This window comes from Micavibrio aeruginosavorus EPB, from assembly GCF_000348745.1.
Taxonomy (GTDB): Bacteria; Pseudomonadota; Alphaproteobacteria; order Micavibrionales; family Micavibrionaceae; genus Micavibrio; species Micavibrio aeruginosavorus_A.
Genome location: NC_020812.1, coordinates 1632964 through 1656911, shown reverse-complemented (window position 1 = coordinate 1656911; position 23948 = coordinate 1632964). Strand labels below are relative to the sequence as shown.

23 protein-coding genes are annotated in these 23948 nt (G+C 56.9%); 13 read left to right on the top strand and 10 right to left on the bottom strand.

Annotation, left to right across the window (positions count from 1 at the left end; all coding sequences use genetic code 11):
- Position 1 precedes the first annotated feature (1 nt).
- The 4 genes from A11S_RS07700 to A11S_RS07685 are packed head-to-tail and all read right to left on the bottom strand — an operon-like array spanning position 2 to position 6819.
- The gene (locus tag A11S_RS07700; protein ID WP_015467942.1) at positions 2-2092 is read right to left on the bottom strand and encodes a Threonine dehydrogenase-related Zn-dependent dehydrogenase; all 2091 of its coding nucleotides are present in this window, start codon (positions 2090-2092) and stop codon (positions 2-4) included.
- Between the two features lies 1 nt (position 2093).
- On the bottom strand, positions 2094-4838 hold the full coding sequence (locus tag A11S_RS07695; protein ID WP_015467941.1) for a DUF4159 domain-containing protein: 2745 nt from the start codon (positions 4836-4838) through the stop codon (positions 2094-2096).
- Complete coding sequence (locus A11S_RS07690) at positions 4835-5806, bottom strand: DUF58 domain-containing protein (RefSeq protein WP_015467940.1); 972 nt, start codon at positions 5804-5806, stop codon at positions 4835-4837. The genes A11S_RS07695 and A11S_RS07690 overlap by 4 nt, the downstream gene beginning before the upstream one ends.
- A 5-nt stretch (positions 5807-5811) precedes the next feature.
- Positions 5812-6819 carry an AAA family ATPase gene (locus A11S_RS07685; RefSeq protein ID WP_015467939.1) on the bottom strand — a complete coding sequence of 336 codons (1008 nt, stop codon included), beginning with the start codon at positions 6817-6819 and terminating at the stop codon, positions 5812-5814.
- Between the two features lie 140 nt (positions 6820-6959).
- On the opposite strand from A11S_RS07685, the gene A11S_RS07680 reads away from it, so the two are divergent.
- Positions 6960-7442: a DUF1285 domain-containing protein gene (locus A11S_RS07680; protein ID WP_015467938.1), complete on the top strand. Its 483-nt coding sequence runs from the start codon at positions 6960-6962 to the stop codon at positions 7440-7442.
- An 8-nt stretch (positions 7443-7450) separates the two neighbouring features.
- The gene (locus A11S_RS07675; RefSeq protein ID WP_015467937.1) at positions 7451-8683 is read left to right on the top strand and encodes a CCA tRNA nucleotidyltransferase; all 1233 of its coding nucleotides are present in this window, start codon (positions 7451-7453) and stop codon (positions 8681-8683) included.
- Between the two features lie 111 nt (positions 8684-8794).
- Here A11S_RS07675 and A11S_RS07670 read toward each other — a convergent pair whose 3' ends face one another.
- The 3 genes from A11S_RS07670 to A11S_RS07660 all read right to left on the bottom strand — a co-directional run bounded on the left by A11S_RS07670 (position 8795) and on the right by A11S_RS07660 (position 11049).
- Positions 8795-9517 (bottom strand): SIMPL domain-containing protein, encoded by a 723-nt coding sequence (locus A11S_RS07670; RefSeq protein WP_015467936.1) that lies wholly within the window; start codon positions 9515-9517, stop codon positions 8795-8797.
- Positions 9518-9565: 48 nt separating this feature from the next.
- Positions 9566-10495, bottom strand: a complete 930-nt coding sequence (hemF, locus tag A11S_RS07665; protein WP_041803102.1) for an oxygen-dependent coproporphyrinogen oxidase — start codon at positions 10493-10495, stop codon at positions 9566-9568.
- A gap of 89 nt (positions 10496-10584) precedes the next feature.
- The gene (locus A11S_RS07660; protein WP_015467934.1) at positions 10585-11049 is read right to left on the bottom strand and encodes a tRNA (cytidine(34)-2'-O)-methyltransferase; all 465 of its coding nucleotides are present in this window, start codon (positions 11047-11049) and stop codon (positions 10585-10587) included.
- Between the two features lie 154 nt (positions 11050-11203).
- Here A11S_RS07660 and petA point away from each other — a divergent pair, with 154 nt between their 5' ends.
- From petA to A11S_RS07620, 8 genes are all read left to right on the top strand, one after another.
- A complete protein-coding gene (petA, locus tag A11S_RS07655; RefSeq protein WP_015467933.1) occupies positions 11204-11761 on the top strand; it encodes a ubiquinol-cytochrome c reductase iron-sulfur subunit in 558 nt (185 codons plus the stop codon).
- Between the two features lie 30 nt (positions 11762-11791).
- A complete protein-coding gene (locus A11S_RS07650) occupies positions 11792-13063 on the top strand; it encodes a cytochrome b (protein ID WP_015467932.1) in 1272 nt (423 codons plus the stop codon).
- 18 nt (positions 13064-13081) lie between these two features.
- Complete coding sequence (locus A11S_RS07645; RefSeq protein WP_015467931.1) at positions 13082-13849, top strand: cytochrome c1; 768 nt, start codon at positions 13082-13084, stop codon at positions 13847-13849.
- 162 nt (positions 13850-14011) lie between these two features.
- Positions 14012-14275, top strand: a complete 264-nt coding sequence (locus tag A11S_RS07640; RefSeq protein WP_015467930.1) for a hypothetical protein — start codon at positions 14012-14014, stop codon at positions 14273-14275.
- Positions 14276-14312: 37 nt separating this feature from the next.
- A complete protein-coding gene (locus A11S_RS07635; RefSeq protein WP_015467929.1) occupies positions 14313-14864 on the top strand; it encodes a DUF924 family protein in 552 nt (183 codons plus the stop codon).
- Between the two features lie 212 nt (positions 14865-15076).
- A complete protein-coding gene (locus A11S_RS07630; protein ID WP_015467928.1) occupies positions 15077-16861 on the top strand; it encodes a Na/Pi cotransporter family protein in 1785 nt (594 codons plus the stop codon).
- A gap of 49 nt (positions 16862-16910) precedes the next feature.
- A complete protein-coding gene (gene amaB, locus A11S_RS07625) occupies positions 16911-18458 on the top strand; it encodes an L-piperidine-6-carboxylate dehydrogenase (protein WP_051054919.1) in 1548 nt (515 codons plus the stop codon).
- Positions 18459-19003: 545 nt separating this feature from the next.
- Positions 19004-19198 (top strand): YdcH family protein, encoded by a 195-nt coding sequence (locus A11S_RS07620; RefSeq protein WP_015467926.1) that lies wholly within the window; start codon positions 19004-19006, stop codon positions 19196-19198.
- Positions 19199-19271: 73 nt separating this feature from the next.
- On the opposite strand, the gene A11S_RS07615 is transcribed toward A11S_RS07620, so the two are convergent.
- Together A11S_RS07615 and A11S_RS07610 are read right to left on the bottom strand one after the other, a co-directional pair.
- Positions 19272-19955 carry a DUF1013 domain-containing protein gene (locus A11S_RS07615; protein WP_015467925.1) on the bottom strand — a complete coding sequence of 228 codons (684 nt, stop codon included), beginning with the start codon at positions 19953-19955 and terminating at the stop codon, positions 19272-19274.
- A gap of 148 nt (positions 19956-20103) precedes the next feature.
- Entirely contained in the window at positions 20104-21078 is a 975-nt protein-coding gene (locus A11S_RS07610; RefSeq protein WP_015467924.1) for an NAD(P)H-quinone oxidoreductase, read from the bottom strand.
- Positions 21079-21150: 72 nt separating this feature from the next.
- Here A11S_RS07610 and A11S_RS07605 point away from each other — a divergent pair, with 72 nt between their 5' ends.
- The 3 genes from A11S_RS07605 to A11S_RS07595 all read left to right on the top strand — a co-directional run bounded on the left by A11S_RS07605 (position 21151) and on the right by A11S_RS07595 (position 22970).
- The gene (locus tag A11S_RS07605; protein WP_015467923.1) at positions 21151-21336 is read left to right on the top strand and encodes a DUF1192 domain-containing protein; all 186 of its coding nucleotides are present in this window, start codon (positions 21151-21153) and stop codon (positions 21334-21336) included.
- A 32-nt stretch (positions 21337-21368) separates the two neighbouring features.
- Positions 21369-22415 (top strand): GMP reductase, encoded by a 1047-nt coding sequence (locus A11S_RS07600; RefSeq protein ID WP_015467922.1) that lies wholly within the window; start codon positions 21369-21371, stop codon positions 22413-22415.
- A gap of 117 nt (positions 22416-22532) precedes the next feature.
- The gene (locus tag A11S_RS07595) at positions 22533-22970 is read left to right on the top strand and encodes a hypothetical protein (RefSeq protein WP_015467921.1); all 438 of its coding nucleotides are present in this window, start codon (positions 22533-22535) and stop codon (positions 22968-22970) included.
- 40 nt (positions 22971-23010) lie between these two features.
- On the opposite strand, the gene A11S_RS07590 is transcribed toward A11S_RS07595, so the two are convergent.
- Entirely contained in the window at positions 23011-23946 is a 936-nt protein-coding gene (locus A11S_RS07590) for a methyltransferase domain-containing protein (protein WP_015467920.1), read from the bottom strand.
- Between the last annotated feature and the right edge of the window lie 2 nt (positions 23947-23948).

Genomic DNA, 23948 nt, shown 5'->3' with positions numbered 1-23948 from the left:
GTTACTTTTTGGATTTACGTCCTTCCATCCACCATGCCGCAATGGCCAGCGCGAGCAGGCCAAGCGCATAAGCCCATCCGGGCAGGAACGGCACGTCGCGTGCGCCCGTGATGGTGAAGGCGTTGTTGTCGCGCAGGCCAATCCATCCATTGCCCCCGGAACTGCGTCCCGGTCCAACGAAACGGATATCGGGCATGTTTCCGGCATCGCCGCTCAACCACTGCACGGTGCCGCCCGATGTTTCGGCGATGGGGCGCATAATGGTGTCGGTGGTGACAACGGCGCGCATTTCCGGCGGATTTAATTCACCAATCACGGCGAAGCGTTTTTGTGTTTCATCCTCGGCGCTGTACACGCCTGGTTGGCTGGCGGTGATGCGGGCGGACAACCATCCATCTTCGCCTTGTTTCAATGTGACGTCTTCGGCCTTGCCATCCGGGTGGCGCAGGGTGACCGTGTTCAGGGCGTTGTGCAGATTGCGACGCCGGATGACCACATCGCCACCATCGGCGGTAATGGCCAGCGCGTTTTCCTCCAGATCCGGTTCCTTCATCAGCCAGTGGGCCAAACGGCGGAGCAGGTCCGCATGCGGCCCGCCGCCCATAAAGCCGCGCGACCAGAGCCAGATTTGTTCACTGGCCAAATGGGCGACGCGGCCCTTGCCCACACGGTCCAGGATCAACAGGGGTGCATTGTTGGCCCCGTTCATCAAAACATCGCCGCTTTTGGGTTTTAATTCCGTCTGCCGCATCCAAGGGCCCCATGGGCTTTCCTTGGTATCCTTGCCATCCAGCAAATGTTGGGTGACGGGGTGGCGTAAACCCAGATCGGTCAGGCCGGGGGTAAATTCCTTTTCAATCACGCGGCCCGTCGGTTCGCCGGGCAGGATGGTGTTCAGTACACTTTGGTACAAGGAATTTTCACCAGCGAAGGATGGCCCGCTGGCTTCCAGCACCGCGCCGCCTTCCTGAACATAGCGGGCAATATTGGCGAAATAGAAATTCGGCAGAACCTTGTTCATCGTGTACTGGTCAAAAATGATCAGGTCGAAATTATAGAGTTTCAGCTCAAACAATTCCCGGAATGGGAATGCGATCAATGACATTTCATGTTGCGGTGTCATGTCCAGTTTCTGCGGTTCGCGCAGAATGGTGAAGTGGACCAGATCGACGCCGGGGTCGGACGTCAGGAAATCCCGCCATGTCCGTTCCCCGGCATAGGGGTAACCGGACACCAGCAACACGCGCAAACGATCCCGCACACCATTCACAATCAACGGAATGCGGTTGTTCGCCGCCGTGATTTCGCTGGGCAGGGGGGACACTTCCAGATCCAGAATATTCTGTCCCGCATGGGCAACATTAAAGGTAACGGTCTGGTCGGTGTTCACCGGCACCATCTGCATATCCGGCTTTTCATCGTTGGCCCGGATCAACAGGGTGGCATATTCATTGTCGGATGGGGTGGCACCGCTGTCGGTGACGCGGAATTTGACGGTCACGGTCTGGCCCACGATGCCATAGGACGGGGCTTCGATAATCTGCAATTGCCGATCCCGTTCACCGCGCGATCCGGTCAGCAAGGTATGAACCGGGCCAAAGGCCTTGATGCGTGAATCATCGCGCGGGGCGTCATGAATTTGCCCGTCGCTCAGGATGATCACCCCGGCACGGCGCTGGACCGGAATATCGGACAAGGCCTGATCAATCGTTGAGAACAGGCGCGTGTCGCGGTCGCGCTCATTTCCGGCGGATACGATGCGCACATCAATATCGCTGTAATTCTTGAAAAACTGGTCCAGCCCGGCCAGCGCGTCATTGGTGACGTCGGCGCGGTTGTTAAAATTCTGGCTGGCGGATTTATCGGCCACGATCACGACCGTATCGGGGACGGCTTCGCGCTGTTCTTCCAACATTGCGGGGTTGAGCAGGGCCAGAACAAACGCTCCGGCACACAGCCCGCGCCAGATCAGCCCACGGCGAAAAACGAAGATAGAGGCCAGCATGCACAGCGCAACCAGCGCGGCCAAAGTCCATACAATGGGTTCGGGCAATAACGGGGCGAAATGCAGGGTCAGGGCGCTTTGGTTCATATCATTGCCCCAGCCGTTCGAGGATATGGGGCAGGTGGACCTGGTCCGCTTTATAATTGCCGGTCAGCGCATACATCATCAGATTGACGCCGAAGCGGTACGACATTTCCTGGGACATGGTCGGGCGTTCGGGATCGCCCTCGGCCCACATGGCGGCCCAGTCATTGCCACCGACGATGACGGATGATACGCCGTCGCGGCCAATGGCGGTTTGTTCCTCAACCCATAAATTCTTGCTGTCATACCGTCCGGGGAAGGAGTCGAGCAGGTAGAAGGACCGTTTCAGAACATGGTCATCCGGTGCGATGGACAAAGGCGGCACGTTCAGCCCCGCAACCATATTGCGCAGAATAATTTGGTTCCGGCCCGGCACACCGGTAGGCAAGGCAATTGTGGCCCCCTGATCCCGCGTATCGAACAGGATGATGCCGCCGTGGTCGAGATAATATTGAATGGCCTTCAACGCCTTGTCGGATACAGGCGGGGCGGACGGCGCAATCGGCCAGTAGAGCAGGGGGAAGAAGGCGAGGTCGTCTTTTTCCGGGTCAACCATCACCACGCCCGCGGGTTCGATTGACGTGCGGTTGGTCAAAACGAAATCCATATTCTCCAGCCCCTTGCGCGCCACGGCATCGAGGGTGGGGTCGCCACTGCGCACATGGGCCAGCCACGTGCCATTGGCGAAGTCCATCGCGGTTTGGGTTTGGGCGGTTTGCGCGTGGGCGGGCAGGGTGGCGAAGGATAGACCCAAAACGATGATGGCGGTACCGCCACTGCGTGCCATGCGGCTGAGCCCGATCATCAGGGGGGATTGCAAAATCATCATGATGATCCAGTCGGCCAGGAACAACATCAGCGCTGTGGCCAACAGGGCTGGCATCAAATCTGTTTCCGTTCCGCCCGTGAATGTTCCGCGCACCACGCCGTTGGGTAAAGAGGGCATGGCGGCAACTGCGCGGATGCGTTCGCCAATATTCAGGGCGCGTTTGGCCCCGGCATGGCCGTAATATCCCGGTGGATGGCGGGAATCTGGCATCTGTTTATCAAAGGCACGGGCATCAATCGGTTCAGCCGTGCTGTCCGGGGCCTGCAGACGGCCATCACCGTCCAGAATCTGCAACGGTTCCAACGTGCCATCGGCATGGGTGTTCGTGATCGGCGTTCCGGCCAGCGCAATGATCCGGCGCAGCATTTGCACATACAAACCGGACAGCGCCAGATTGGACCATTCCGGCGACGCCGTCGTATGCACCATCACCAGCAGTCCATTATCCAGTGATGATGCAGTGACCAAAGGCGTGCCATCGGTCAACGCGGCCCAGACACGCACCGCGTCGCTGGTTCCGGGTGCGGACAGAATCTGGCGGCGCACTTCGATATCGGCGGGCAGGTCGAGGCCATAGAATGGGCTTTCATCCCCGAATGGAGCGAGGGTTTGCGGCTTGTCCCATGTCAGCCCGCCATCCATCGCCCGTCCACCGCGCATCAACGGCGCGGGGGTGAGGAAGGATTCACCCTGCGTCATATTCGGCCCGGCAAAACGCAGGAGCAGGCCACCCGCCTTCACCCAGTTTTCCAACGCGTTCAGCGTGTCCGGCGGAATGGCACCGATATCGGGCAGGATGATAACGGACGGCCCGGATTTTATCAGATCGTCAATCGATCCTGTTTTCAATTCGACATAGGGTTCAATTGCGCGGGTCAGGTAATAAGGCGCATCGGTCAGGGGGGCGCGTGTGCCCTCATCCTTTGTCGTGGCCAAGCCAACCATGCGGCGTTCAAATTGATCATCCAACAGGATCAATCCGCCCGCGCCATGGCGGCCGGACAAATGAATGCGGGCCACTTGCGAACGCAGGGATTCGGGAATTTTAATCGTGACATCTGTTGTCGTTTTATCCCCCGTCAGGGTATCCACCCGTTCCAGCACGCGGCCATCATTGCCAAGCGCATCAACAGCCAGCGGCAATCCTGTCGGTGTTCCGGCGGCGGTGGAGATGGCGACGGATAAATCCTGCCCCGGTTTCAGGTGGGAGACGAGAAGGACAGGACGCGCGGCAGCCTCGGGCTCCAGGTAGGTCAGGCTGCCATTGCCCTGTAATGTACGGGCCAGACCGGTGGCGCTGGCGGGTGTGCCGTCGTTTAAGCCATGTCCGATCCAGTAGGTATGGATGGCGTCCTTTGTCTTTGTTCCGTCCCGCACGGCGTTGGCCACGGCGGCGTAGTCGGCGGGCCACGGGCGTGTGTGCAGGCCACGCACCATATTGCGGGCTTCGCCTGCGGGCATGGGGCCCAGCATGCCAATCCGTACCTTGCCCGGATCGGGGGCGGTGGTCATGACAATGACGGGCAGGCGGTCGCGCGCGGCGCGGTCCAGAATTTGTTCGGCCGCCGTTTGTTGCGCGGTCCATGTTTGCGCGGCGGCCCAGCCATTGTCCATGACAATGCGGATGATGCCGGATTGGTTCAGGCTGTCCGCCGGGTTCAGAACAGGGCGCGCCAGTGCCAGCAAAACCAAAGCGGCGATGATCAGGCGCAGCAGCAAAATCCACCATGGCGTATGGGCCGATACGCGGTCGCTGGGGTTCAGCCCCGCCATAAACCGCACGGTGGGCAGGCGGACGATTTTTGGTGAAGGCGGAATAACGCGCAACAGGAACCACAAAACGGGCAACGCCGCCAACCCCGCCAAAATCCACGGGTTGATAAAGGTCAGGCCGGACAGGGATGCAAGGAATCCGGTCATGCCATACGCTCCGTATCACCATGGGGGGATAATGCGCCCCAGATTTGCGCCAGCGCGGTGGAGGCGGGCAGGGATGTATCGTGCATCACCCATTCAAACCCATGGCGGCGGGCAACGCGGCGGACGGCGTCCAGATGATTGTCCAGCCGCGTGCGGTATTCTTCGCGGATGCTGTCGACATTTTCGATGGTTTCCAGCGCGTCATCGCCCATGCCTGTGAAAATCACGCGGCCTGTCCACGGCAATGTGCGTTCGGCGTTATCCAGGACCTGGACCAGAACGCCATGGCGTTGTTGTCCGGCGATGGCGGTTAAATTGCGGTCCAGTTCGTCCGGGTCGCCCAAAAAATCACCGCACAGAATGATGGATGCATTGGCCGTTACCGTGTCGGGGTGGGGCAGCGCATGTTCGGACGCGCGGCTTTTTTCCGCGAGCAGGGCCAGACCGAGCGATTGGATACCCTGTTCCCCGCGTCCGACGCGGACCGATCCATCCAGCGGGCCAATCTGTTCGCCGGATTTGACCAGCATCATGCCAAGACCAAGGCAGAGCGTCACAGCGGATTCAAATTTGCTGGGCAGGTTGATGGATGAACGAAAATGCATCCCGGCATCATTCTGGACCCAGAATAAAACGGTCTGGGCTGTTTGCCATTCCTTTTGCCGGACAAAAACACGTTCGCCCTTGGCCGTTTGACGCCAATCGATGTCCTGTGGCCGGTCGGTGGATTGGTATTCGCGGAACTGCCAGAAATTTTCACCGGACCCGGCGCGGCGCTGGCGGTGTTCGCCACCGATCAGGCTGGCCGTTGCGCGTTCGGCGGCGGCGATCAACGCGGGCAGGGCTTCGGATGCATCCTCGCCCCGTTGCCGCAATTTTTGCAGCAAGGCCAGCAAATCACGACCGCGCACGGCGGTGGGGCCGGTGCGTTTTTTATCGGTCGCGGTGGTGCTGGCTGGGTTGGTCATGGGTCTTACAGACCTTCGGTCATTTTATCGATGACGTTCCACAATGTGACGCCGTTGGCGCGAGCCTGGTAATTCAGGGCCATACGGTGTTTCAAAATCGGCCCGGCCAGATCGATGACATCATCAACCGACGGTGCACTGCGCCCATCCAGCAACGCGCGGGCGCGGCAGGCGAGCATCAGCGATTGCGCCGCACGCGGGCCCGGGGCCCAGGCCACATATTCATTCACCAGATCCGGGGCGCTGTCGCCGCCATCTTTATTGGGACGGCCGCGGCGGACGAGGGTCAGAATGGCCTCAACAACACTTTCGCCCACGGGCATATCGCGCACCAGTTTTTGCAAATCTTCCAGATCGGCGGGTTCGAATACGGCTTTGGCTTCGGCCCGGCGGTTCGATGTGGTGGCCAGCAACATTTCCCGTTCGGCGGCCAGGCCGGGGTAATCCACATCAATCTGCATCAGGAAACGGTCCAGCTGCGCTTCCGGCAGGGGATAGGTGCCTTCCTGTTCAATCGGGTTCTGCGTGGCCAGAACGTGGAACGGGTGGGGCAATTGGTGCGGTTTACCCGCAACGGTGACCGATTTTTCCTGCATCGCCTGCAACAGTGCAGATTGTGTGCGCGGGGATGCGCGGTTGATTTCGTCGGCCATCAGGAATTGAGTGAAAACCGGACCTTCGATAAAGCGGAAATGGCGTTTGCCGTCTTCGCCTTCCTCCAACACTTCGGACCCCAGAATGTCGGACGGCATCAAATCCGGCGTACATTGAATACGGGCGGATTCCAAACCCATCACGCGGGCGACGGTGTCCACCATCAATGTCTTGGCCAAACCCGGCACGCCGATCAGCAATACGTGACCGCCGGACAAAATCGTGATCAGGATTTTATCGATCACATTTTCCTGCCCGTAAATCACGGATCCGATTTCGCGCTTGGCGTCTTTCAATCGGCGGGCGGCATCGTCCAGATCTTTGTCAATGTTCGGGCGGGCGGTTGCGATCTCACTCACGGCGTGGCTCCATGGCTTGGGTCAAAAGGCCCGGGTTTTGATCCGGGACGGCTTAAGGCTATAATTCTGTTTCAAAGGATTGATTCCATTGTAATCCCCCGGCGGGGTAAAAAAAAGGCGGCCACGCGCTAAATCCCGGAATGAGCACAGAAAAATCAGCATTTTACGATAATGACGGGCGGCCTTTGTTCCGTATCGCCTATGACGGGCGGTGGTTCCATGACGGGGCGGAAATCCGCCGCGCGGCGCTGTCCCGGCTGTTTTCCGACCGGGCGTTGAAAATGGATGACAAGGGGCGGTACTGGTTGCGCACCCCGTTTGAAAAATATCCGGTGGAGGTCGAGGATGTGCCGTTCCTGATCGTGGGTTATGACATACAGGGTGATGTCATAACCCTGATCACCAATATGGGGGATCATGTGGTGATGGGGGCGGATCATCCGTTGGAACTGCGGCCCGAGCCGCTGGCGGGGGCCATCGTGCCCTATATTATGGTGCGTGACGGTCTGATGGCGCGGCTGGACCGGGCCGTGTATTATGCCTTTGTCGATTTGGCGGTTGAGCGCGATGGTCAATTGATGATCCGCAGCGGCGGGGTCGATCATGTTTTGGGATCAATCTAGAGAATCTTATGTTGAATATTGAACGCACCATTCCGCCGACCGCCTGGATGAAAGACCGGGCCGTGCAGGTTGTTTTCCATGCGCTGACCGACACGGGCGCGGTGGACCCGCAGGTGTTGTTCGTTGGCGGATGTGTGCGCAATACGTTGCTCGGCCTGCCGCCGGGGGACATGGATCTGGCCACCGTGCATAAGCCGGAAAGCGTCATTCGCCGTCTGGAGGCGCAGGGCGTCCGCGTGATCCCGACCGGCATTGATCATGGCACCGTAACGGCTGTGGTGGATGGAAAGCCGTTTGAAATCACCACGTTGCGCCGGGATGTTGAAACGGACGGTCGGCGGGCGGTGGTGGCCTTCACCGATGACTGGCGCGAAGATGCCGCGCGGCGTGATTTTACCATCAACACATTGCTGGCCGATGCGGACGGGCATATCTACGATCCGACGGGAAAAGGGCTGGCTGATCTCGAAACGCGCCGGATCGTATTTGTGGGCGAGGCAGATCAGCGCGTGGCGGAAGATCATTTGCGCATCCTGCGTTTTTTCAGGTTTTATGCGCTTTACGGGGCGGGGACGGCCCCCGATGCGGATGCGCTGGCCGCGTGCCGGATGGGCGCGGATAAAATCGGCACCTTGTCGCGCGAACGCATCACGCAGGAGATGGTCCGCATCCTGATGGTTGATCATCCGGCGGATATTCTGGGCTTGATGTTTGAAAACGGGGTGATGCGGGATTTCGTGCATCCGGATTATCAAGCATCTGCTCTTAATGCGTTGGCAAAATTGCAAAATATCTATGTGGCCCCGGATCTGGCGGCGCGGATGGTTGTGGCCGCGCATGCGCGCATGGATTGGGTTGATCAATTCGATAAATATATTGTGTTTTCAAATGCTTTGCGCGGTGATTTGATTCTTGTCCTAAAGATTCTTGCCGTTGCGGACAGCATGAAGGTCCACGAACTGATCTATCGCTTCGGCAACCGCGCGGCGGTGCAGGCGCATCTGGTTCATCACGCCATGGCGGGGACGGAACCGAATGCGGCGGATGTCGATGTTCTGAAAAATTGGCGCGCGCCCGCGTTACCGATCACGGGTGATGATGTGATGAAGGCGGGGGTAGAGCGCGGCCCTGATGTGGGCCGCATTCTGAAAACTATTGAAGAATGGTGGATCGCGGAAGATTTCCTTCCACCGGAATCCGCCTGCCGGGCGCGGGTGAAGGAAGAGTTACAGAATCTCTGAATCTCGGAAAAAGGCCCTCTCCCCAAACCCCTCTCCCAAAGGGCGAGGGGCTTTTTTACGCTCACGCTATTCCCTCTCCCTCTGGGAGAGGGTTAGGGAGAGGGCCTTCCCTTACTTCTGGAACAAATCGTACTGCACCGTGGTGACGACGCGGATCTTTTTGTTCGGGCTTTGGCCCTCGTCATATTGAAATTCGGAATCGGCGGGCATGATTTGGAACTGGCCTTGGGACGCGGTTTTAATGCCGCCCAGCGTCGCCTTTGAATCATTGGCGAATTGTTCGGCCCCTTGGCGGGCGTTTTCGGTGGCTTCGGCGATCATCTCCGGCTTGATGCTGTTCAGGCCCTTATAGACATATTTCGCCGGGGCGGCGTCGACCACGACGCCTTGTTTAAACAACTCACCAATTTTGCCCTGTGCGGCCAGTACGGCGGCAATCTTCGACGTCTCAACGGCCAGGGACTGGCGGATGATGTAACGGGCCTGGCCTGTGTCGCCGGAGCGGTAGGCCTGCGCCAGCAAATCGGTCACTTCGGTTTTCTGGATTTTGATTTCCGTATCCTCAAACCCTTGCGCAATCAGGAAGGCGCGGGCCTTGGTGGTGGCATCGTCAATATTGGCCTGAACCGTGGCCAGATCATCGCCCGTGGCCAGAATGGGCAGGGGCCAGATGGCAACATCTGCGATCACGTCACGTTCGGACAGGCCCTTCACCGTTACATAACGGTCCGCTTGGCGAAATTGCTTCAGGCCCTGTTGTACGGCATGGCCGGCAAAGCCGACGGAAACGGCAAAGACGCTGGCGGAGAGCAATGTGATGACGGCGGTGCGCATGGGTTGGTCCTCTTCGGTGTTATGACTGTCCCAGATTATGGCCCCTAATTATGGCCAAGTTACGTCCGGGGGCAGGGACATCAAAATGGCTTCGGTATTGCCATTGGTTTTCAGTCCGAATTGCGTCCCGCGATCATACAGTAAATTGAACTCCACGTAACGGCCTCGACGCATGCGTTGGTGTTCGCGGTCGGCGGCGGTCCATGGCGTGTTCATGTGGCGGCGGACGATTTGCGGATAGATGGACAGGAAAGTCTGGCCCACATCGCGAGTGAACGCGAAATCATCATCCCATGAATCGCGGATGATATTGCCATCGACTGTGCCGCTGTTCAGATAGTCATAGAAGATGCCGCCCAACCCGCGCGGTTCATTGCGATGGGGCAGGAAGAAATATTCGTCGCACCATTCCTTGAATTTCGGATAGTACGCGGGATCGTGTTTGTCACAGCATGTTTTAAACGCCGCATGGAAATCCGCACCGTCGGCGGCATGGTTTTCAAAAAACATCGGCGTCAAATCCGCGCCGCCACCGAACCAGCTTTTCGATGTAACGATCATGCGGGTGTTCATATGCACGGCGGGCACGTGCGGGTTTTGCATGTGGGCGACCAGTGAAATGCCACTGGCCCAGAATGCACCGTCATTACCAGCGGCCCCTGGAATCTGCGCGCGGAATTGTTCGGAAAAATGACCATGCACGGTGGAAATATTCACGCCGACTTTTTCAAACACGCGCCCCCGCATGATCGACATTTCACCGCGTCCGCCGGGTGTGCCGTCTTCGTTCATGCGGTCCCATGGTTTACGTTCAAACCGTCCCGGCGCGCGGTTGGCATCGGGGAAGGCGCAATCATCTTCGATCGATTCAAACGCGGCGCAAATTTGATCGCGCAAACTTTCAAACCACGCGGCGGCGGTGGCCTTGCGTTGCTCGATCTGGGAATTGTTTTCTGTGGGTGCGGAAGCTGTTTTCATCATGCGCAAAACCTACGCCCGCAGCAGTGTGATTTCAAGATGCATTATGGTATTGCAACTTATTGTCATTCACTCTGTACGGTGCGGCTTTATTCAATGAAGAAATTGTTTGTTTGCCGCAACGCTTCGCCCAAAATCATCGCTGTGGCATTCACCACGTTCAGCGACCGTAATCCCGGGCGCATGGGGATGATGATTCGGGAATCGGCGTAGGAATGGACGTGATCGGGCACGCCGGAGCTTTCCGACCCGGCCAATAAAATGTCGTCGGGGTGAAATTTGTGTGCGGTGTAGGGGATGGCGCCCTTGGTGGTCATCAGGGCAATTCGACGGTTTTTGTTTTCATAATGCTTTGTAAAAGCGGTCCAGTCCCCATGCCGGGTCAGGTCGATATGGTCGATATAATCCAGTGCGCCGCGGCGGATTTTCCGCTCATCCCAAGGGAAAGCGGTGGGTTCGATGACATCCAGCCCCACCCCCATACAGGCGGCCAGGCGCATCATGGCGCCGGTATTTTGCGGAATATCGGGTTGGTACAGGGCGATCCGGATCATGCCCCCTATATAAGAGTATGTTGCATAACCGTCCAGAGGGGTTGGAAGGGGGCTTGCATCCGGGCGCTATAAAAGGTAAATCGCTGGGTGGTTTCACGATTGAAACTATTCAAAAAAAGACGTCTAGACCCATCAATTTTCGGACCCGTAGGCCATGAGTACACACAGCGCGACGCATCCTTCAGATAAAGATTCAAAAGGCGGCACACGCCGCGACTTTCTGTTCCTGACCGCCGGAGCATTCGGCGCAGTGGGGGCAGGGGTTTTTGCCTGGCCGTTTATCGACTCGATGAACCCCGCAGCGGACACGTTGGCGATGGCCAGCACCGAAGTGGATTTGTCCCCGGTCGAAGTGGGCCAATCCATCACCGTGACATGGCGCGGCACGCCGGTATTCATTCGCCACCGCACGGCGGAGGAAATTGAAGCCGCGCGCGCAGTGGATGTATCGTCTTTGCGTGATCCGCAAACGGACGAAGATCGCGCGACGAAGCCGGAGTGGCTGGTGATTGTCGGGATCTGCACGCACCTGGGTTGCGTCCCGCTGGGGCAGAAGAAAACAGACCCGCATGGTGATTTCGGCGGATGGTTCTGCCCGTGCCATGGATCGCACTACGATCAATCCGGTCGTATCCGCAAGGGTCCTGCGCCGAAGAACCTGACGGTACCGGAATATACATTCCTGTCCGACAGCCTCATTCGCATCGGTTAATAATTTAAAAGAGAGCATGGAGTAAACATCATGGCCAGCGGACACCGCGCCCCGTTTGAAAATCCGGTTGTTGAGTGGATTGATTCCCGTCTTCCGATCTTCACGATCATGAACAAGGAATACGGCGTTTTCCCGACACCGAAGAACTTCAACTATTTCTGGAACTTTGGCGCGATTGCCATGGTGATGCTGGTCACCATGATCCTGACCGGGATTTTCCTGGCCATGCAATACACCCCGCACGAAGATCTGGCGTTCAGCAGCGTCGAGCGCATCATGCGTGACGTCAACTGGGGCTGGATGTTGCGTTACCTGCACATGAACGGTGCATCCTTCTTCTTCATCGCCGTTTACATTCACATCTTCCGTGGCATGTATTACGGGTCTTACAAGAAGCCGCGCGAGCTGCTGTGGATCCTCGGCGTTATAATCTTCCTGTTGATGATGGCGACGGCGTTTATGGGTTACACTCTGCCGTGGTCACAGATGGGTGGTTGGGGCGCGACCGTTATTTCCGGTCTGTTCACCGCCATTCCGTTGGTTGGTGATTCCATTCACACCTTGCTGCTGGGTGGCTTCACGGTTGATAACCCGACCCTGAACCGCTTCTTTGCGCTGCATTACCTGCTGCCGTTCGTGATTTTCGCGGTTGTTGGTATTCACGTCTGGGCTCTGCACATCACGGGTTCGAACAACCCGCTGGGTATCGATGTGAAAGGGCCGCAGGATACCCTGCCGTTCCATCCGTATTACACATCGAAAGATACGTTTGGCCTGGGTGTGTTCCTGTTGTGCTATGTCGGTGTGACGTTCTTTGCCCCGAACCTGCTGGCGCACCCGGATCACTATATCCCGTTCAACCCGATGCAAACACCGGCGCACATTGTTCCGGAATGGTACTTCCTGCCGTTCTACGCAATCCTGCGTGCGATCACGTTTGATATTGGCATTCCGTTCACCGACATCGTCTTTATCGAGGCGAAGCTGGGTGGTGTGATTGCGATGTTTGGTGCGATTGCGGTTCTGTTCGTTCTGCCGTGGCTGGATTCCCATCCGGTGCGCAGCGCGCGGTTCCGTCCGCTGTACCGCAAATTCCTGATGCTGCTGGTGGTGTCGTTCCTGGTCCTGGGCTATGTCGGCGCGCAATTGCCGGAAGGCATCTGGGTCATTCTGGGGCAGATCTGCACAACGTACTACTTTGTGTTCTTCCTGGTCATCCTGCCGTGGTTGTCGCGCAAGGAAGTGGCGGAAGACCTGCCGAACAGCATTAACGAAGCCGTCTTGGCGAAACAGTCCCACTAAAAGGCTGGAGAGAGAATTATGATGCGTAAAACATTTATTCTGGCCGGCTTTGCGGCGTTGGTTATGGGTGTGTCTGTTCCGGCGCTGGCCGCGAGCGAGGCCGTTGAGCCGCCGAAAGTGGACTGGTCGTCGAATGGAATCTTCGGCACGTATGACCGCGCGTCCCTGCAACGTGGTTTTCAGGTTTATCGCGAAGTATGCTCCGCATGCCACGGGATGAACCGCCTGTCTTATCGTGATCTGGCCGCGCTGGGATACAGCGAAGGTGAGATCAAGGCGATTGCCGCGTCTTATATGATTACCGACGGCCCGAACGAAGATGGTGAAATGTTCGAACGCGCGGGCCGCCCGAGCGATCGTTTCAAAAATCCGTACCCGAACGAGAACGCGGCAAAATCCGTGAATAACGGTGCCCTGCCTGCGGACCTGTCGTTGATCGCCAAGGCGCGCAAAGGTGGACCGGATTACATCCATGCCATTCTGACCGGTTATGCAGAGGCCCCGGAGGGGACGACGTTGTTGCCGGGTCAGCATTGGAACACCTATATGCCGGGTCACATTATTGCCATGCCGGCCCCGCTGATTGATGGCCAGGTGGCGTATGAAGACGGCACCAACCAAACCGTGGATCAATATGCCAAGGACGTGTCCCACTTCCTGGAATGGGCGGCTGAGCCGAAGATGGAAGTGCGCAAGCAAACGGGGTTGAAGGCGTTCTTGTTCTTGCTGGTCTTTACCGGCGTGGCGTATGCCGTGAAACGCAAAATCTGGTCTTCGGTTCACTAAGATCACGATTTTGAACAGAATTTTTAAAAGGGCGGGAGCGCGGGCTTCCGCCCTTTTTTCTTCATCTACCTGATCCAAATGTTAAAAGTGGCATGAAATGTTAATCTTTGTCTGGTATATTAGTAAAATAAGAAATACACCCGGAGCCCAATGAATAGGCCAATGCAAGCAAAAGTAATCCTCGCCAAAGCCCGCCTTTACAGGTTGTTCGCGTTAATCTTTGCGCTGACGGGGGTGTTCATCTTCGTGAGCCTGTACCTCAGCAATTTTGAGGGCAGTTTCTTTTCGACCATGACCCAGCCGAGTGTGGTTTTGATGTTGATTATCCCGTTTCTGCCTGCCATCGTTCTGTCATGGGTGGCGGCGCGGATGGAAAAGAAGGTGATTGCTGGTCTGACCGCGAATGAACAGGCACCCAAGAAATAATACTGGGGTATGACACTCCGGTGCTTTTGGGGATTTTATGCGCGACAGCAAACAGGATATTTTGCACTTCTGGTTTTCCGAAACGGAGCCCGTGCAATGGTTTCAGAAAAATCCAGACTTCGATCAATCCATTCGTGATCGTTTCCGCCTGACCTATACCATGGCGCGTGATGGCGTGTGCGACAATTGGTCCAGCGATGCGGATGGGTGCCTGGCCTTGTGTCTGGTGCTGGATCAATTCCCGCGCAATATGTTTCGTGACAGTGCCGAGGCCTTTGCCACGGATGAGAAAGCCCTGAAAACCGCCCGGCTGGCCATTATGCGGGGGTTTGACCAAATTCTTCCTGTGATCAAGCGCCGTTTTCTCTATCTGCCGTTTGAACATAGTGAGTCCATGGATGATCAGAACCGGGCCGTGGAGTTGTTTGCGACGATGCGGGATGATGACCCGCTGGGCTATGAATACGCGCTGCGTCACCGCGATGTGATTGAACGGTTCGGGCGTTTTCCCCATCGCAATGCCGTGTTGGGGCGGGAAAGCACGGCGGACGAATTGATTTACCTGTCTCAGCCGGGGGCAGGGTTTTAGTTTTTGCATAATTGTTATGGGCGCGAATTGCTGTGCTGCATCTTGCCCATTCCTTGCACCGGGGCGTATTCCGCCCTAATATCTCCGGTTCGGAACGGCGCTTATAAAAAGCAGCCCTGAAAGCCATAAAATCGCCGTTCTTGCGATGGATGATCGTCCATCCTGTGCAATTTTGCATATTTTGACCCCTCTTGCGTGACTTAAGGCGGACTATGACCCCGACGTTGGTACTTATTAATATTATTGGCGGTGTGTGCCTCTTGCTCTGGGGCCTGCGCATGGTACGCACGGGCATTACCCGGGCCTTTGGCGCGAATTTGCGCAAGGTGGTGTCGGCCAGCACGGGCAACCGTTTTCTCAGTTTCCTGTCCGGGATCGGTGTAACCGCGCTGCTGCAAAGCTCGACCGCGACGGCGATGATTATTGCATCGTTCGCCAGCCGTGGGCTGATTACCGTGGCGGCGGGTCTGGCCGTTATGCTGGGCGCGGATGTGGGCACGACCGTTGTGGCCCAGTTGCTGTCGTTCGACCTGTCATGGTTTGCGCCGCTGCTGATGCTGACGGGGTATATCGTCTACACCATTTTTGAAGATACGGGCAAAGGTCAGCATATCGGCAAATTGCTGTTGGGCCTGGGCATGATGCTGTTCGCGCTGGGCGCGATTAAACTGGCCTCCAGTCCGCTACAACATTCGGAGACGTTGCCTGTTATTCTCAAGGCGCTGGAGGCAGATCCGATTTTATCAGTCGTTGTGGCGGCGTTGCTGACATGGATGGCGCATTCGTCGCTGGCGATTGTGTTGTTGTTGGTGTCGTTTGTGGCCGGTGGTGTGTTGCCGGAACATCTGGCGTTGATGATGGTTCTGGGTGTGAACCTTGGTGGCACGGTTGCCCCCTTGGTCGCGACCATGCGCGAAGGGCCCGAGGCCGCGCGTGTTCCGGTAGGCAACTTGCTGATGCGTCTGATTGGTGTCGTGGCGTTTATGCCGCTGATGGGCATGTTGACGACAAATCTGGCGTTGCCGGTGGATGACCCGTCCCGTATTACATTGCTGGGCACGGATCCGACACGTATTGTCGTGAACTTCCATATGGCCTTTAACATTATTCTGGCGATTGCATTTATTCCGTTCACCGGATTGGTTGCCAAAGCGGCATACAAGTTGATGCCCGACCGCCCGGCGGCGGATGATCCGGGCCGCCCGCGTTACCTGGATACAAAATCCATGGACACGCCGACGATTGCGCTGGCGTCTGCCGCCCGTGAAACGTTGCGTATGGCCGATATTCTTGAAAAGATGATGGAAGATACATTCCGCAGTCTGAAGGGGAATAACGAAGCCCTGGTCAACCGGATCAAGGAACAGGACAACGTGGTTGATGATATCTATAAATCGATCAAATCCTATATGGCGCGGTTGAGCCAGAGTGCGATGGATCCGGACGAGGCGTCCCGTTATGTGCAGACGCTGACCTTTTCCACCAACCTGGAACATGCGGGTGATGTGATTGACAAGAACATCATGCCCATGGCCCTGAAAAAAATTCGCGCGCAGAAAAGCTTCTCGCAAGAAGGGTTGGATGAAATCGAACACATCCACAATCTGGTGCTGGAAAGTATCCGTCTGGCCCAAACCGTGTTTGTGTCCGGCGATATCCGTCTGGCCCGGAAAATGGTTGAAGGCAAGGAGGTCCTGCGCAAGGCTGAGCAGGAGGCGATGACGGCGCATATTGAGCGCTTGCGTGATGCTGTTCCGGAAACGATTGCAACGTCCAGCATGCACCTGGACATCATTCGCGATTATCGCCGTGTGAACAGCTATATGTGCACGGTGGCCTATCCGTTGCTGGAGCAAAAGGGCCAGTTGCGGACCAGCCGTCTGCGTCCGGAGAAGGACAAGATGGCAAAGGCGCAGGCCATGGTGGAGCGCGATCAATCGGGCGCCGGCGAAGGCGATCTGGATAATCCGAACCGCGCGGTTGAGTGGGGCATTTAAACGACGAGTCTACAATAACTAAAAAGGGGAGATCATCATGGGGGATGCCATGCGTAATGTTGCACAAATCAATGATAGCAAGGCCGAAGTGGCGCGGATTTTGTCCGCCCTGGGTGTTGCGGACAAGGCCTTTAACGGTGGCGACCTGAAAGTTTGCTCGCCGGTCGATGGTGCCGTGATCGGTATGGTGCCACAGCACAAGACGGCCGATGTCGAAAAGGCGATCAAAATTTCGCAGGCGGCCTTTGAACAATGGAAAGTTGTTCCGGCCCCGGTGCGTGGTGAATTTGTTCGCCTGCTGGGCGTTGAATTGCGGAATGTGAAGGACGATCTGGGTCGTCTGGTCACGTTGGAATGCGGAAAAATCCTGTCCGAAGGGCTGGGCGAAGTCCAGGAAATGATCGACATTTGCGATTTCGCTGTCGGCCTGTCCCGTCAACTTTACGGCCTGACCATCCAATCCGAACGCCCGGGCCACCATATGCGTGAAACCTGGCATCCGCTGGGCACCGTTGGTGTGATTACGGCGTTTAACTTCCCTGTGGCTGTGTGGGCATGGAATGCCGCGCTGGCATTTGTTTGCGGTGATCCGGTGATTTGGAAACCGTCCGAAAAAACACCGCTGACCGCGATTGCGTGCCAGGCCGTGTTTGATCGCACGGTGAAAGCCTTCCGTGCCGCGGGTCATACCATTCCCGATGGTCTGAGCCAGGTTTTGATTGGTGGCCGCGATATCGGACAGACCTTGGTTGAACACCACGATGTTGCGTTGGTCAGTGCGACGGGCAGTGTGCCGATGGGCCGCGCCGTGGCCGAAGTGGTCGCGAAACGTCTGGGCCGGTCCCTGTTGGAACTGGGCGGCAACAACGCCATGATTGTTGCGCCAAGCGCCGATCTGGATATGGCCGTGCGCGCCATTTTGTTCGGGGCCGTTGGCACGGCGGGGCAGCGATGCACATCGCTGCGCCGTTTGATCGTGCATGAAAGCGTGCGTGATCGTTTGCTGGAATCCTTGACCAAGGCTTATGGTTCTTTGCGCGTGGGCAACCCGCTGGAAACCGGAACGCTGGTTGGGCCGCTGATTGATGAAGCATCATTCAACGCGATGCAGGCCGCATTGAAAAATGCGGGCGCGCAGGGCGGAAAAATTCTGGTCGGTGGTGATCGCGTCAGCGATGGCATCATGGGCGGTGGCTACTATGTTCGCCCGGCCTTGGTGGCCATGCCGGAACAGAGCGATGTGGTGAAGCAAGAAACCTTCGCGCCGATTCTGTATGTCATGACATATAAAGACATGAAGGATGCGGTCGCATTGCAAAACGGCGTGCCGCAAGGTTTGTCATCTTGCATCTTCACGATGGATGTCCGCGAAGCGGAAAGCTTCCTGTCCGCTGCGGGCAGTGATTGCGGCATTGCCAACGTCAATATCGGGCCGAGCGGCGCGGAAATTGGCGGCGCGTTCGGCGGCGAAAAAGAAACAGGCGGTGGCCGTGAAAGCGGGTCCGATGCGTGGAAAACCTATATGCGCCGACAAACGCAGACGGTGAACTATTCAAGCGCATTGCCATTGGCGCAGGGTGTTGTGTTCGATTTGTAAGGCAAACATCAGATGAATTTAAAGCGGCGCAGAATATTCTGTGCCGCTTTTTTCATTGTCATTCCAGCTTTCGCGCGAATGACAATAGGGGTCAAGATAACGGCGGAGAGATATTTCAAATTTTATCTAAAGTTTAACGGGCGTTAACGAGGGCCGGTGTAGCATAGGAATTGGGAATATCTTGTTCCTCCTCACACACAAACACCTGCTCAACCAGTGCCCCAGCGATGGGGACTGGTTGATTTTTTTGTGCGATTCCAAGTGGGCACGAAAAACCGCGTATTTAAACGTTTTTTAATGGGATGGTGAGATACTGATTCTTATGGCTCTGGTTATTCTTGAAAACGGTTAAAGACGAATTCCCCCGGGTGGTGTCGCGGCATGGCGATTGGCCCGGGGGTTTTCTTTATCCGTTGCAAAGGGATTGGCAGAGGCGTCGGGCCGGGGGATGGCCCGTTTGCACAATGCGGTCCGGGTCCGAAAAACCTGATGATCGTTTGGTGTGTGAAAAGATGTCATCGATGTTGAAAGAGGGAGTTTGACGAATGTCGCAAGAACGTGAATTGTCCGGTGCAATGAAAAGCCGTCTGGAAGCGCTGCAAACGCGCCATGCGCAGATTTGCCGCAGGCTGGACGAGGCGTATAAGCACCCGGCCTTCACCGATACCGAGGCGAGGCGGTTAAAGACCGAGAAATTGAGATTGAAGGATGAGATGGAGGAGTTGAGGCAAGCGTCCTGACGGCGCTCATCCGAATGAAAAGAAAAAGCCCGCCGGTTATGGCGGGCTTTTTTATTTTTAAGCGGCGAAAAAATTATTCGCCGGAATTGTTGTCCGTGCCCGTCTTGTTGACGAAGTTGGAGAAGTCGAAGCTGGCGGAATTGTCTGCGCTTTCGTCTTTCTCTTGGCTTTCGTACATTTTTTGTTTTTGGGCTTCGATTTCGCTGGTGTCTTTACCGGCGGCTTTCAGACCTTTTTTCAATGCGCCTTCCAATTCGGCATAGGTGCACAGGCCCAGATCAACCGGGTGACGCGGGCGCAGGTTTGCGCTGTTCGGGTGGGAGCGGGTGCGCACGGCATCAATGGTCGGCTTCGTCGTGCCAACCAGTTTGCAGATTTGCGCATCGCTGATTTCCGGGTGGTGTTTCAGGATATAGGCAATTGCATCCGGTTTGTCGGCGCGTTTGGATACCGGGGTGTAACGCGGGCCTTTGGCGCGCAGTTTCACGGTCGGCAGGTCGGTGCGGGCCATGCGCATGCGGTAGTTGGAATCCGCCGTGGCTTTGTCCAGCTCATCCTGGGTCAGTTCATGGTTTTCAACCGGGTTACGGCCCACAATGCCGCGGCCCACTTCTTCGTCGGCCAAGGCCTGAATTTCAATTTCGTGCAGACCGGTGAAATCGGCAATCTGGCCGAAGGTCAGCAGGGTGTTTTCAATCATCCATACGGCGGTCGCCTTCGGCATCAGCAAGCCGGATACAACGTGTTTTTCAGCCATTTTAAATCTCCAATAAAGGGGTCCTGTAGCGCGACCCCGTGTTTCAGAGGCCCACTCTCGACATCAATTCAAACTGTCGGGAATAGCAGGGACTATAAGGCAGGGCGGGGGGAATCGCCAGCTTTTATATTTTTACATAATTTATTTTTCAGGTTTCCAGCACGATTTTCCCGGCCATATCACCGGATTCCAATAGGGCATGGGCCTTGGCCGCCTCGGCCAGCGGGAAGGTGGTGTGGATCAGCGGGGTGATTTTTCCGGCTTCGATCAGCGGCCAGATATGGGTGCGCAGGCCGTGGGCGAGGGCGGATTTTTCCGCGACACTGCGCGGGCGCAAGGTGGACCCGGTCATGATGATGCGTTTTTGCATGATGGTGCGAATGTCGATTTCGGCCTTGGCCCCGTTCATGCTGGCGATGCTGACATGGCGGCCATCCAGCTTCAGGCATTCCAGATTGCGGGGAATGTAATCGCCGCCGACCATGTCGAGGATCACGTCAACGCCGCCGATCTTGGCAATTTCCGCGACGAAATCCTGCGTCTTGTAATTGATCGCGATATCCGCGCCCAGCTTGATGCAGGCCGCGCATTTATCGTCGGTTCCTGCGGTGATCACAACGCGTGCGCCCAAGGCTTTGGTCATTTGAATGGCAGTGGTGCCGATGCCGGATGATCCGCCATGGATCAGCACTGTTTCACCGGCCTTTAAATGCCCGCGCACGAACACATTGTTCCAGACGGTGAAGGTGGTTTCGGGCAAGGCCGCGGCCTGAGCCATAGTCAGCCCCTGCGGGATGGGCAGGCATTGCCCACCCGGCACCACCGCATATTCGGCATAGCCACCGCCAGCCAGCAGGGCGCACACCCGGTCGCCCACGCCCCAATCGGGGTGGTGGCTTTCAACAATCTCGCCCGCGACCTCCAGCCCCGGAATATCGCTAACCCCCGGCGGGGGCGGGTATTTCCCAATGCGCTGGAGCAGGTCCGGGCGGTTGACCCCGGCGGCCGTGACGCGGACCAAAACCTCTCCCGAAACCGGGTTTGGCACCGGACGGGATGCGATTTTCAGAACATCGGGGGTGCCAAACCCCTGAATTTCAACGGCTTTCATGTTTTGTTGCATTTGCGTCCCTGTTTGCCTTATGGTGTGCCACCGGAACGCCCATATTAACGGTGAAACACCCGGTTTTGAACCATGTTTGATGATGATCTCGAGCCCCGGAAAAAACCCGGCGCGCAGAAGAAGAACCTGGAGCCCCTCTCGATCGAGGAGCTGCACACTTATATCTCCGATCTTAAATCCGAAATTGAACGGGCCGAAGGCGAAATCAAGCGCAAGATTGCTGTGCGCGATGCTGCGTCGTCCTTCTTTAAAAACTGAACAATCCGCGCGTAACCACAGAGGGTATATAAATGCGTATCGAAGAAGACCTGAAACTGGATTTCAAAGATGTTTTGATCCGTCCGAAACGGTCCACGTTGGCCAGCCGTCGCGATGTTGATATTCGCCGCGACTATGATTTTAAATGGAGCAAGAAATCGTTCCATGGCATTCCGGTGATTGCCGCAAACATGGACGGCGTCGGCACGATGGCGATGGCCCGTGCATTTCATGCGCAGGGCGATGGTCTGACCGCGGCGTTGCATAAACATTATGCGGTGGACCAACTGGTTGAATTCTTCGGCACCGCAGAATCCGCAAATGCATGGTACAGCATTGGCGTCAGCGAAAAGGATCAGGAAAAGCTGGAAGCATTCCTGAAAACCCCGGCTGGTGCGAAGCTGGATCGTTTGTGCATTGATGTGGCCAACGGTTATTCCCAGCCGTTCGTCGATTTCATTAAACGCATGCGCGACAAACTGCCGACCACGACCATTATGGCGGGCAACGTTGTCACGGGTGAAATGACCGAGGAACTGATCCTGTCCGGTGCGGATGTGGTGAAGGTTGGTATTGGCCCGGGCAGTGTTTGCACGACGCGTAAAATGACGGGCGTTGGGTATCCGCAACTGTCCGCCATTATCGAATGCGCCGATGCGGCGCACGGTTTGGGTGGTCTGGTGTGCGGCGATGGTGGTTGCACGGTTCCGGGCGATCTGGCCAAAGCGTTTGGTGCAGGGTCCGATTTCGTCATGCTGGGCGGTATGTTGGCCGGGCACGATCAATGCGAAGGTGATGTTGTGGACGAAGACGGCCACAAATTCGTGACCTTCTATGGCATGAGCAGCGACACGGCGATGAAGAAGCATGTTGGCGGCGTAGCCAAGTATCGCGCCAGCGAAGGCAAGACCGTGCGCGTTCCGTATCGCGGCGATGTGACCGAGTCGTTGCAGGATATTCTGGGCGGTATCCGCTCGGCCTGCACCTATGTCGGTGCGACGAAGCTGAAGGAATTGTCAAAACGCACGACGTTTGTCCGCGTGGGCCAGCAAATTAACAATATTTTCGGCCAAAGCTAAGTGATTTTGGAAACCCTTGCGGTTTTCGGACCGCGGGGGTATCCTTGCCTAATCTTTCCAAGCCCCCGGCCACGTGGCCCGGGCTTTATTTTCCCCGACAATTTAGGAGTTCAGGGTATGGACGAAATCGACAAACGTTTGCGCGACACTGCGGATACTTGCATCAAGGTTTATGAAACCTGGGCCGGGAACAAAAAGGACCTGGACGCGCGCGAGAAATTACAGGAAGCGATCCATGAACTGCGCAAAGTTGCCGCGCGTCTGGAAATTGAAATCGCGACCAGCGAACGGGACCAGATGGCGTCACGTCCGTTGCCGATCCCGCCGCACCGTTCATCCCGCCGCCGCGACAATGGCCCGGAAGATGACGACAATGCCGGTAACATGGCCGAAGGTCATCAAGGTGGTGGCAATCGCCAGAGCCATAATCAGGGTGGTGGAAACGGCCAGCCGGGTGGCCAGGGCGCGCCGCGCCGTCAATTGGGCCGCCGTTCACAACAACAAGGTGGTGGCGGCGCAGCGCCGGTACCGCCGCGTGAAGGTGGCGACGAATAATCGTCGATTGCGGATAAACGGAATTACCCAATAAACGGAATTACGATGTCGGGGTTGGTTCGCCAGCCCCGATTTCTTTTGTCGATAGCGCATCGGCCAGGCGGATCTTCGCACTGCCGGGGCGCAGGGGTTTTTGCTGGCTGTCATGCGGGGCCCAGCCAATCAGGTAGATGATTTCAAAACTGGCGCGGATGCGACCATCGTCATCGGCAAAGCGTTCGGCATAAATGCGCGCGGCCTCCATCATCATGGCGCGTCCGGGGTTGCGCGTGTCGCGGCGGGCAATGGCGTTGCCTTCACCCATTTTGCGGATGTCACGCATCAGCGCGAACATATCGGAATAGGTGACCGTGATGATTTCGGAATCCACTACGGGCAGGGCAAAGCCCGCGCGTTGAAGCAAGCCGCCCATTTGCGGTTTGTCGGCGAAGGGGGCAATCCGCGGGCTGATGCCGTCGCGCGTTGCCATTTCCGCATCCTGCAGGCAGGCGCGCAATTCATACAATGTTTCACCGCCCAGCATGGCGCCGAGAAACAGGCCATCGGGCTTCAGGCTTTTGCGGATTTGCAGTAAGGCACCGGGCAGGTCATTGACGGCGTGCAGCCCCAGCGGAGCGAGAACCAGATCCAGCGTTTCGTGGGCGAAGGGCAAAAATTCTTCGTCCATTTGCAATCGTGGGCCGGAATGGTTTTTCAGGAACCCGGTCGATAAATCGGCGATAAAGGGCGATGCCATGCGGCCCGACTGAATGGGGGCGTTCAGCGCATCAATCGATGGTCCCGCGCCAATCTGGATTACGGTGTCGAATGTGCGTTTCACATCCATGATCCGGTCGGCCAGAACGGCCATGGCATGGTTGTGCAGAAAATTATGTCCGTTCACCATGAAAGGCGCTGCGCGGTCGCGGTTGGCGCGGACGCGGTTGCGGTCAAAAACCGCCATGTCGTTCATGGGTTTGGATGATGCAACCGTCATGG

Bases quoted from the DNA above. Each gene is read 5' to 3' on its own strand.
- A11S_RS07700 (WP_015467942.1), bottom strand. From the start codon at position 2,092: ATGAACCAAAGCGCCCTGACCCTGCATTTCGCCCCGTTATTGCCCGAA.
- A11S_RS07695 (WP_015467941.1), bottom strand. From the start codon at position 4,838: ATGACCGGATTCCTTGCATCCCTGTCCGGCCTGACCTTTATCAACCCG.
- A11S_RS07690 (WP_015467940.1), bottom strand. From the start codon at position 5,806: ATGACCAACCCAGCCAGCACCACCGCGACCGATAAAAAACGCACCGGC.
- A11S_RS07680 (WP_015467938.1), top strand. From the start codon at position 6,960: ATGAGCACAGAAAAATCAGCATTTTACGATAATGACGGGCGGCCTTTG.
- A11S_RS07675 (WP_015467937.1), top strand. From the start codon at position 7,451: ATGTTGAATATTGAACGCACCATTCCGCCGACCGCCTGGATGAAAGAC.
- A11S_RS07670 (WP_015467936.1), bottom strand. From the start codon at position 9,517: ATGCGCACCGCCGTCATCACATTGCTCTCCGCCAGCGTCTTTGCCGTT.
- hemF (WP_041803102.1), bottom strand. From the start codon at position 10,495: ATGAAAACAGCTTCCGCACCCACAGAAAACAATTCCCAGATCGAGCAA.
- A11S_RS07660 (WP_015467934.1), bottom strand. From the start codon at position 11,049: ATGATCCGGATCGCCCTGTACCAACCCGATATTCCGCAAAATACCGGC.
- petA (WP_015467933.1), top strand. From the start codon at position 11,204: ATGAGTACACACAGCGCGACGCATCCTTCAGATAAAGATTCAAAAGGC.
- A11S_RS07650 (WP_015467932.1), top strand. From the start codon at position 11,792: ATGGCCAGCGGACACCGCGCCCCGTTTGAAAATCCGGTTGTTGAGTGG.
- A11S_RS07645 (WP_015467931.1), top strand. From the start codon at position 13,082: ATGATGCGTAAAACATTTATTCTGGCCGGCTTTGCGGCGTTGGTTATG.
- A11S_RS07640 (WP_015467930.1), top strand. From the start codon at position 14,012: ATGCAAGCAAAAGTAATCCTCGCCAAAGCCCGCCTTTACAGGTTGTTC.
- A11S_RS07635 (WP_015467929.1), top strand. From the start codon at position 14,313: ATGCGCGACAGCAAACAGGATATTTTGCACTTCTGGTTTTCCGAAACG.
- A11S_RS07630 (WP_015467928.1), top strand. From the start codon at position 15,077: ATGACCCCGACGTTGGTACTTATTAATATTATTGGCGGTGTGTGCCTC.
- amaB (WP_051054919.1), top strand. From the start codon at position 16,911: ATGCGTAATGTTGCACAAATCAATGATAGCAAGGCCGAAGTGGCGCGG.
- A11S_RS07620 (WP_015467926.1), top strand. From the start codon at position 19,004: ATGTCGCAAGAACGTGAATTGTCCGGTGCAATGAAAAGCCGTCTGGAA.
- A11S_RS07615 (WP_015467925.1), bottom strand. From the start codon at position 19,955: ATGGCTGAAAAACACGTTGTATCCGGCTTGCTGATGCCGAAGGCGACC.
- A11S_RS07610 (WP_015467924.1), bottom strand. From the start codon at position 21,078: ATGCAACAAAACATGAAAGCCGTTGAAATTCAGGGGTTTGGCACCCCC.
- A11S_RS07605 (WP_015467923.1), top strand. From the start codon at position 21,151: ATGTTTGATGATGATCTCGAGCCCCGGAAAAAACCCGGCGCGCAGAAG.
- A11S_RS07600 (WP_015467922.1), top strand. From the start codon at position 21,369: ATGCGTATCGAAGAAGACCTGAAACTGGATTTCAAAGATGTTTTGATC.
- A11S_RS07595 (WP_015467921.1), top strand. From the start codon at position 22,533: ATGGACGAAATCGACAAACGTTTGCGCGACACTGCGGATACTTGCATC.
- A11S_RS07590 (WP_015467920.1), bottom strand. From the start codon at position 23,946: ATGACGGTTGCATCATCCAAACCCATGAACGACATGGCGGTTTTTGAC.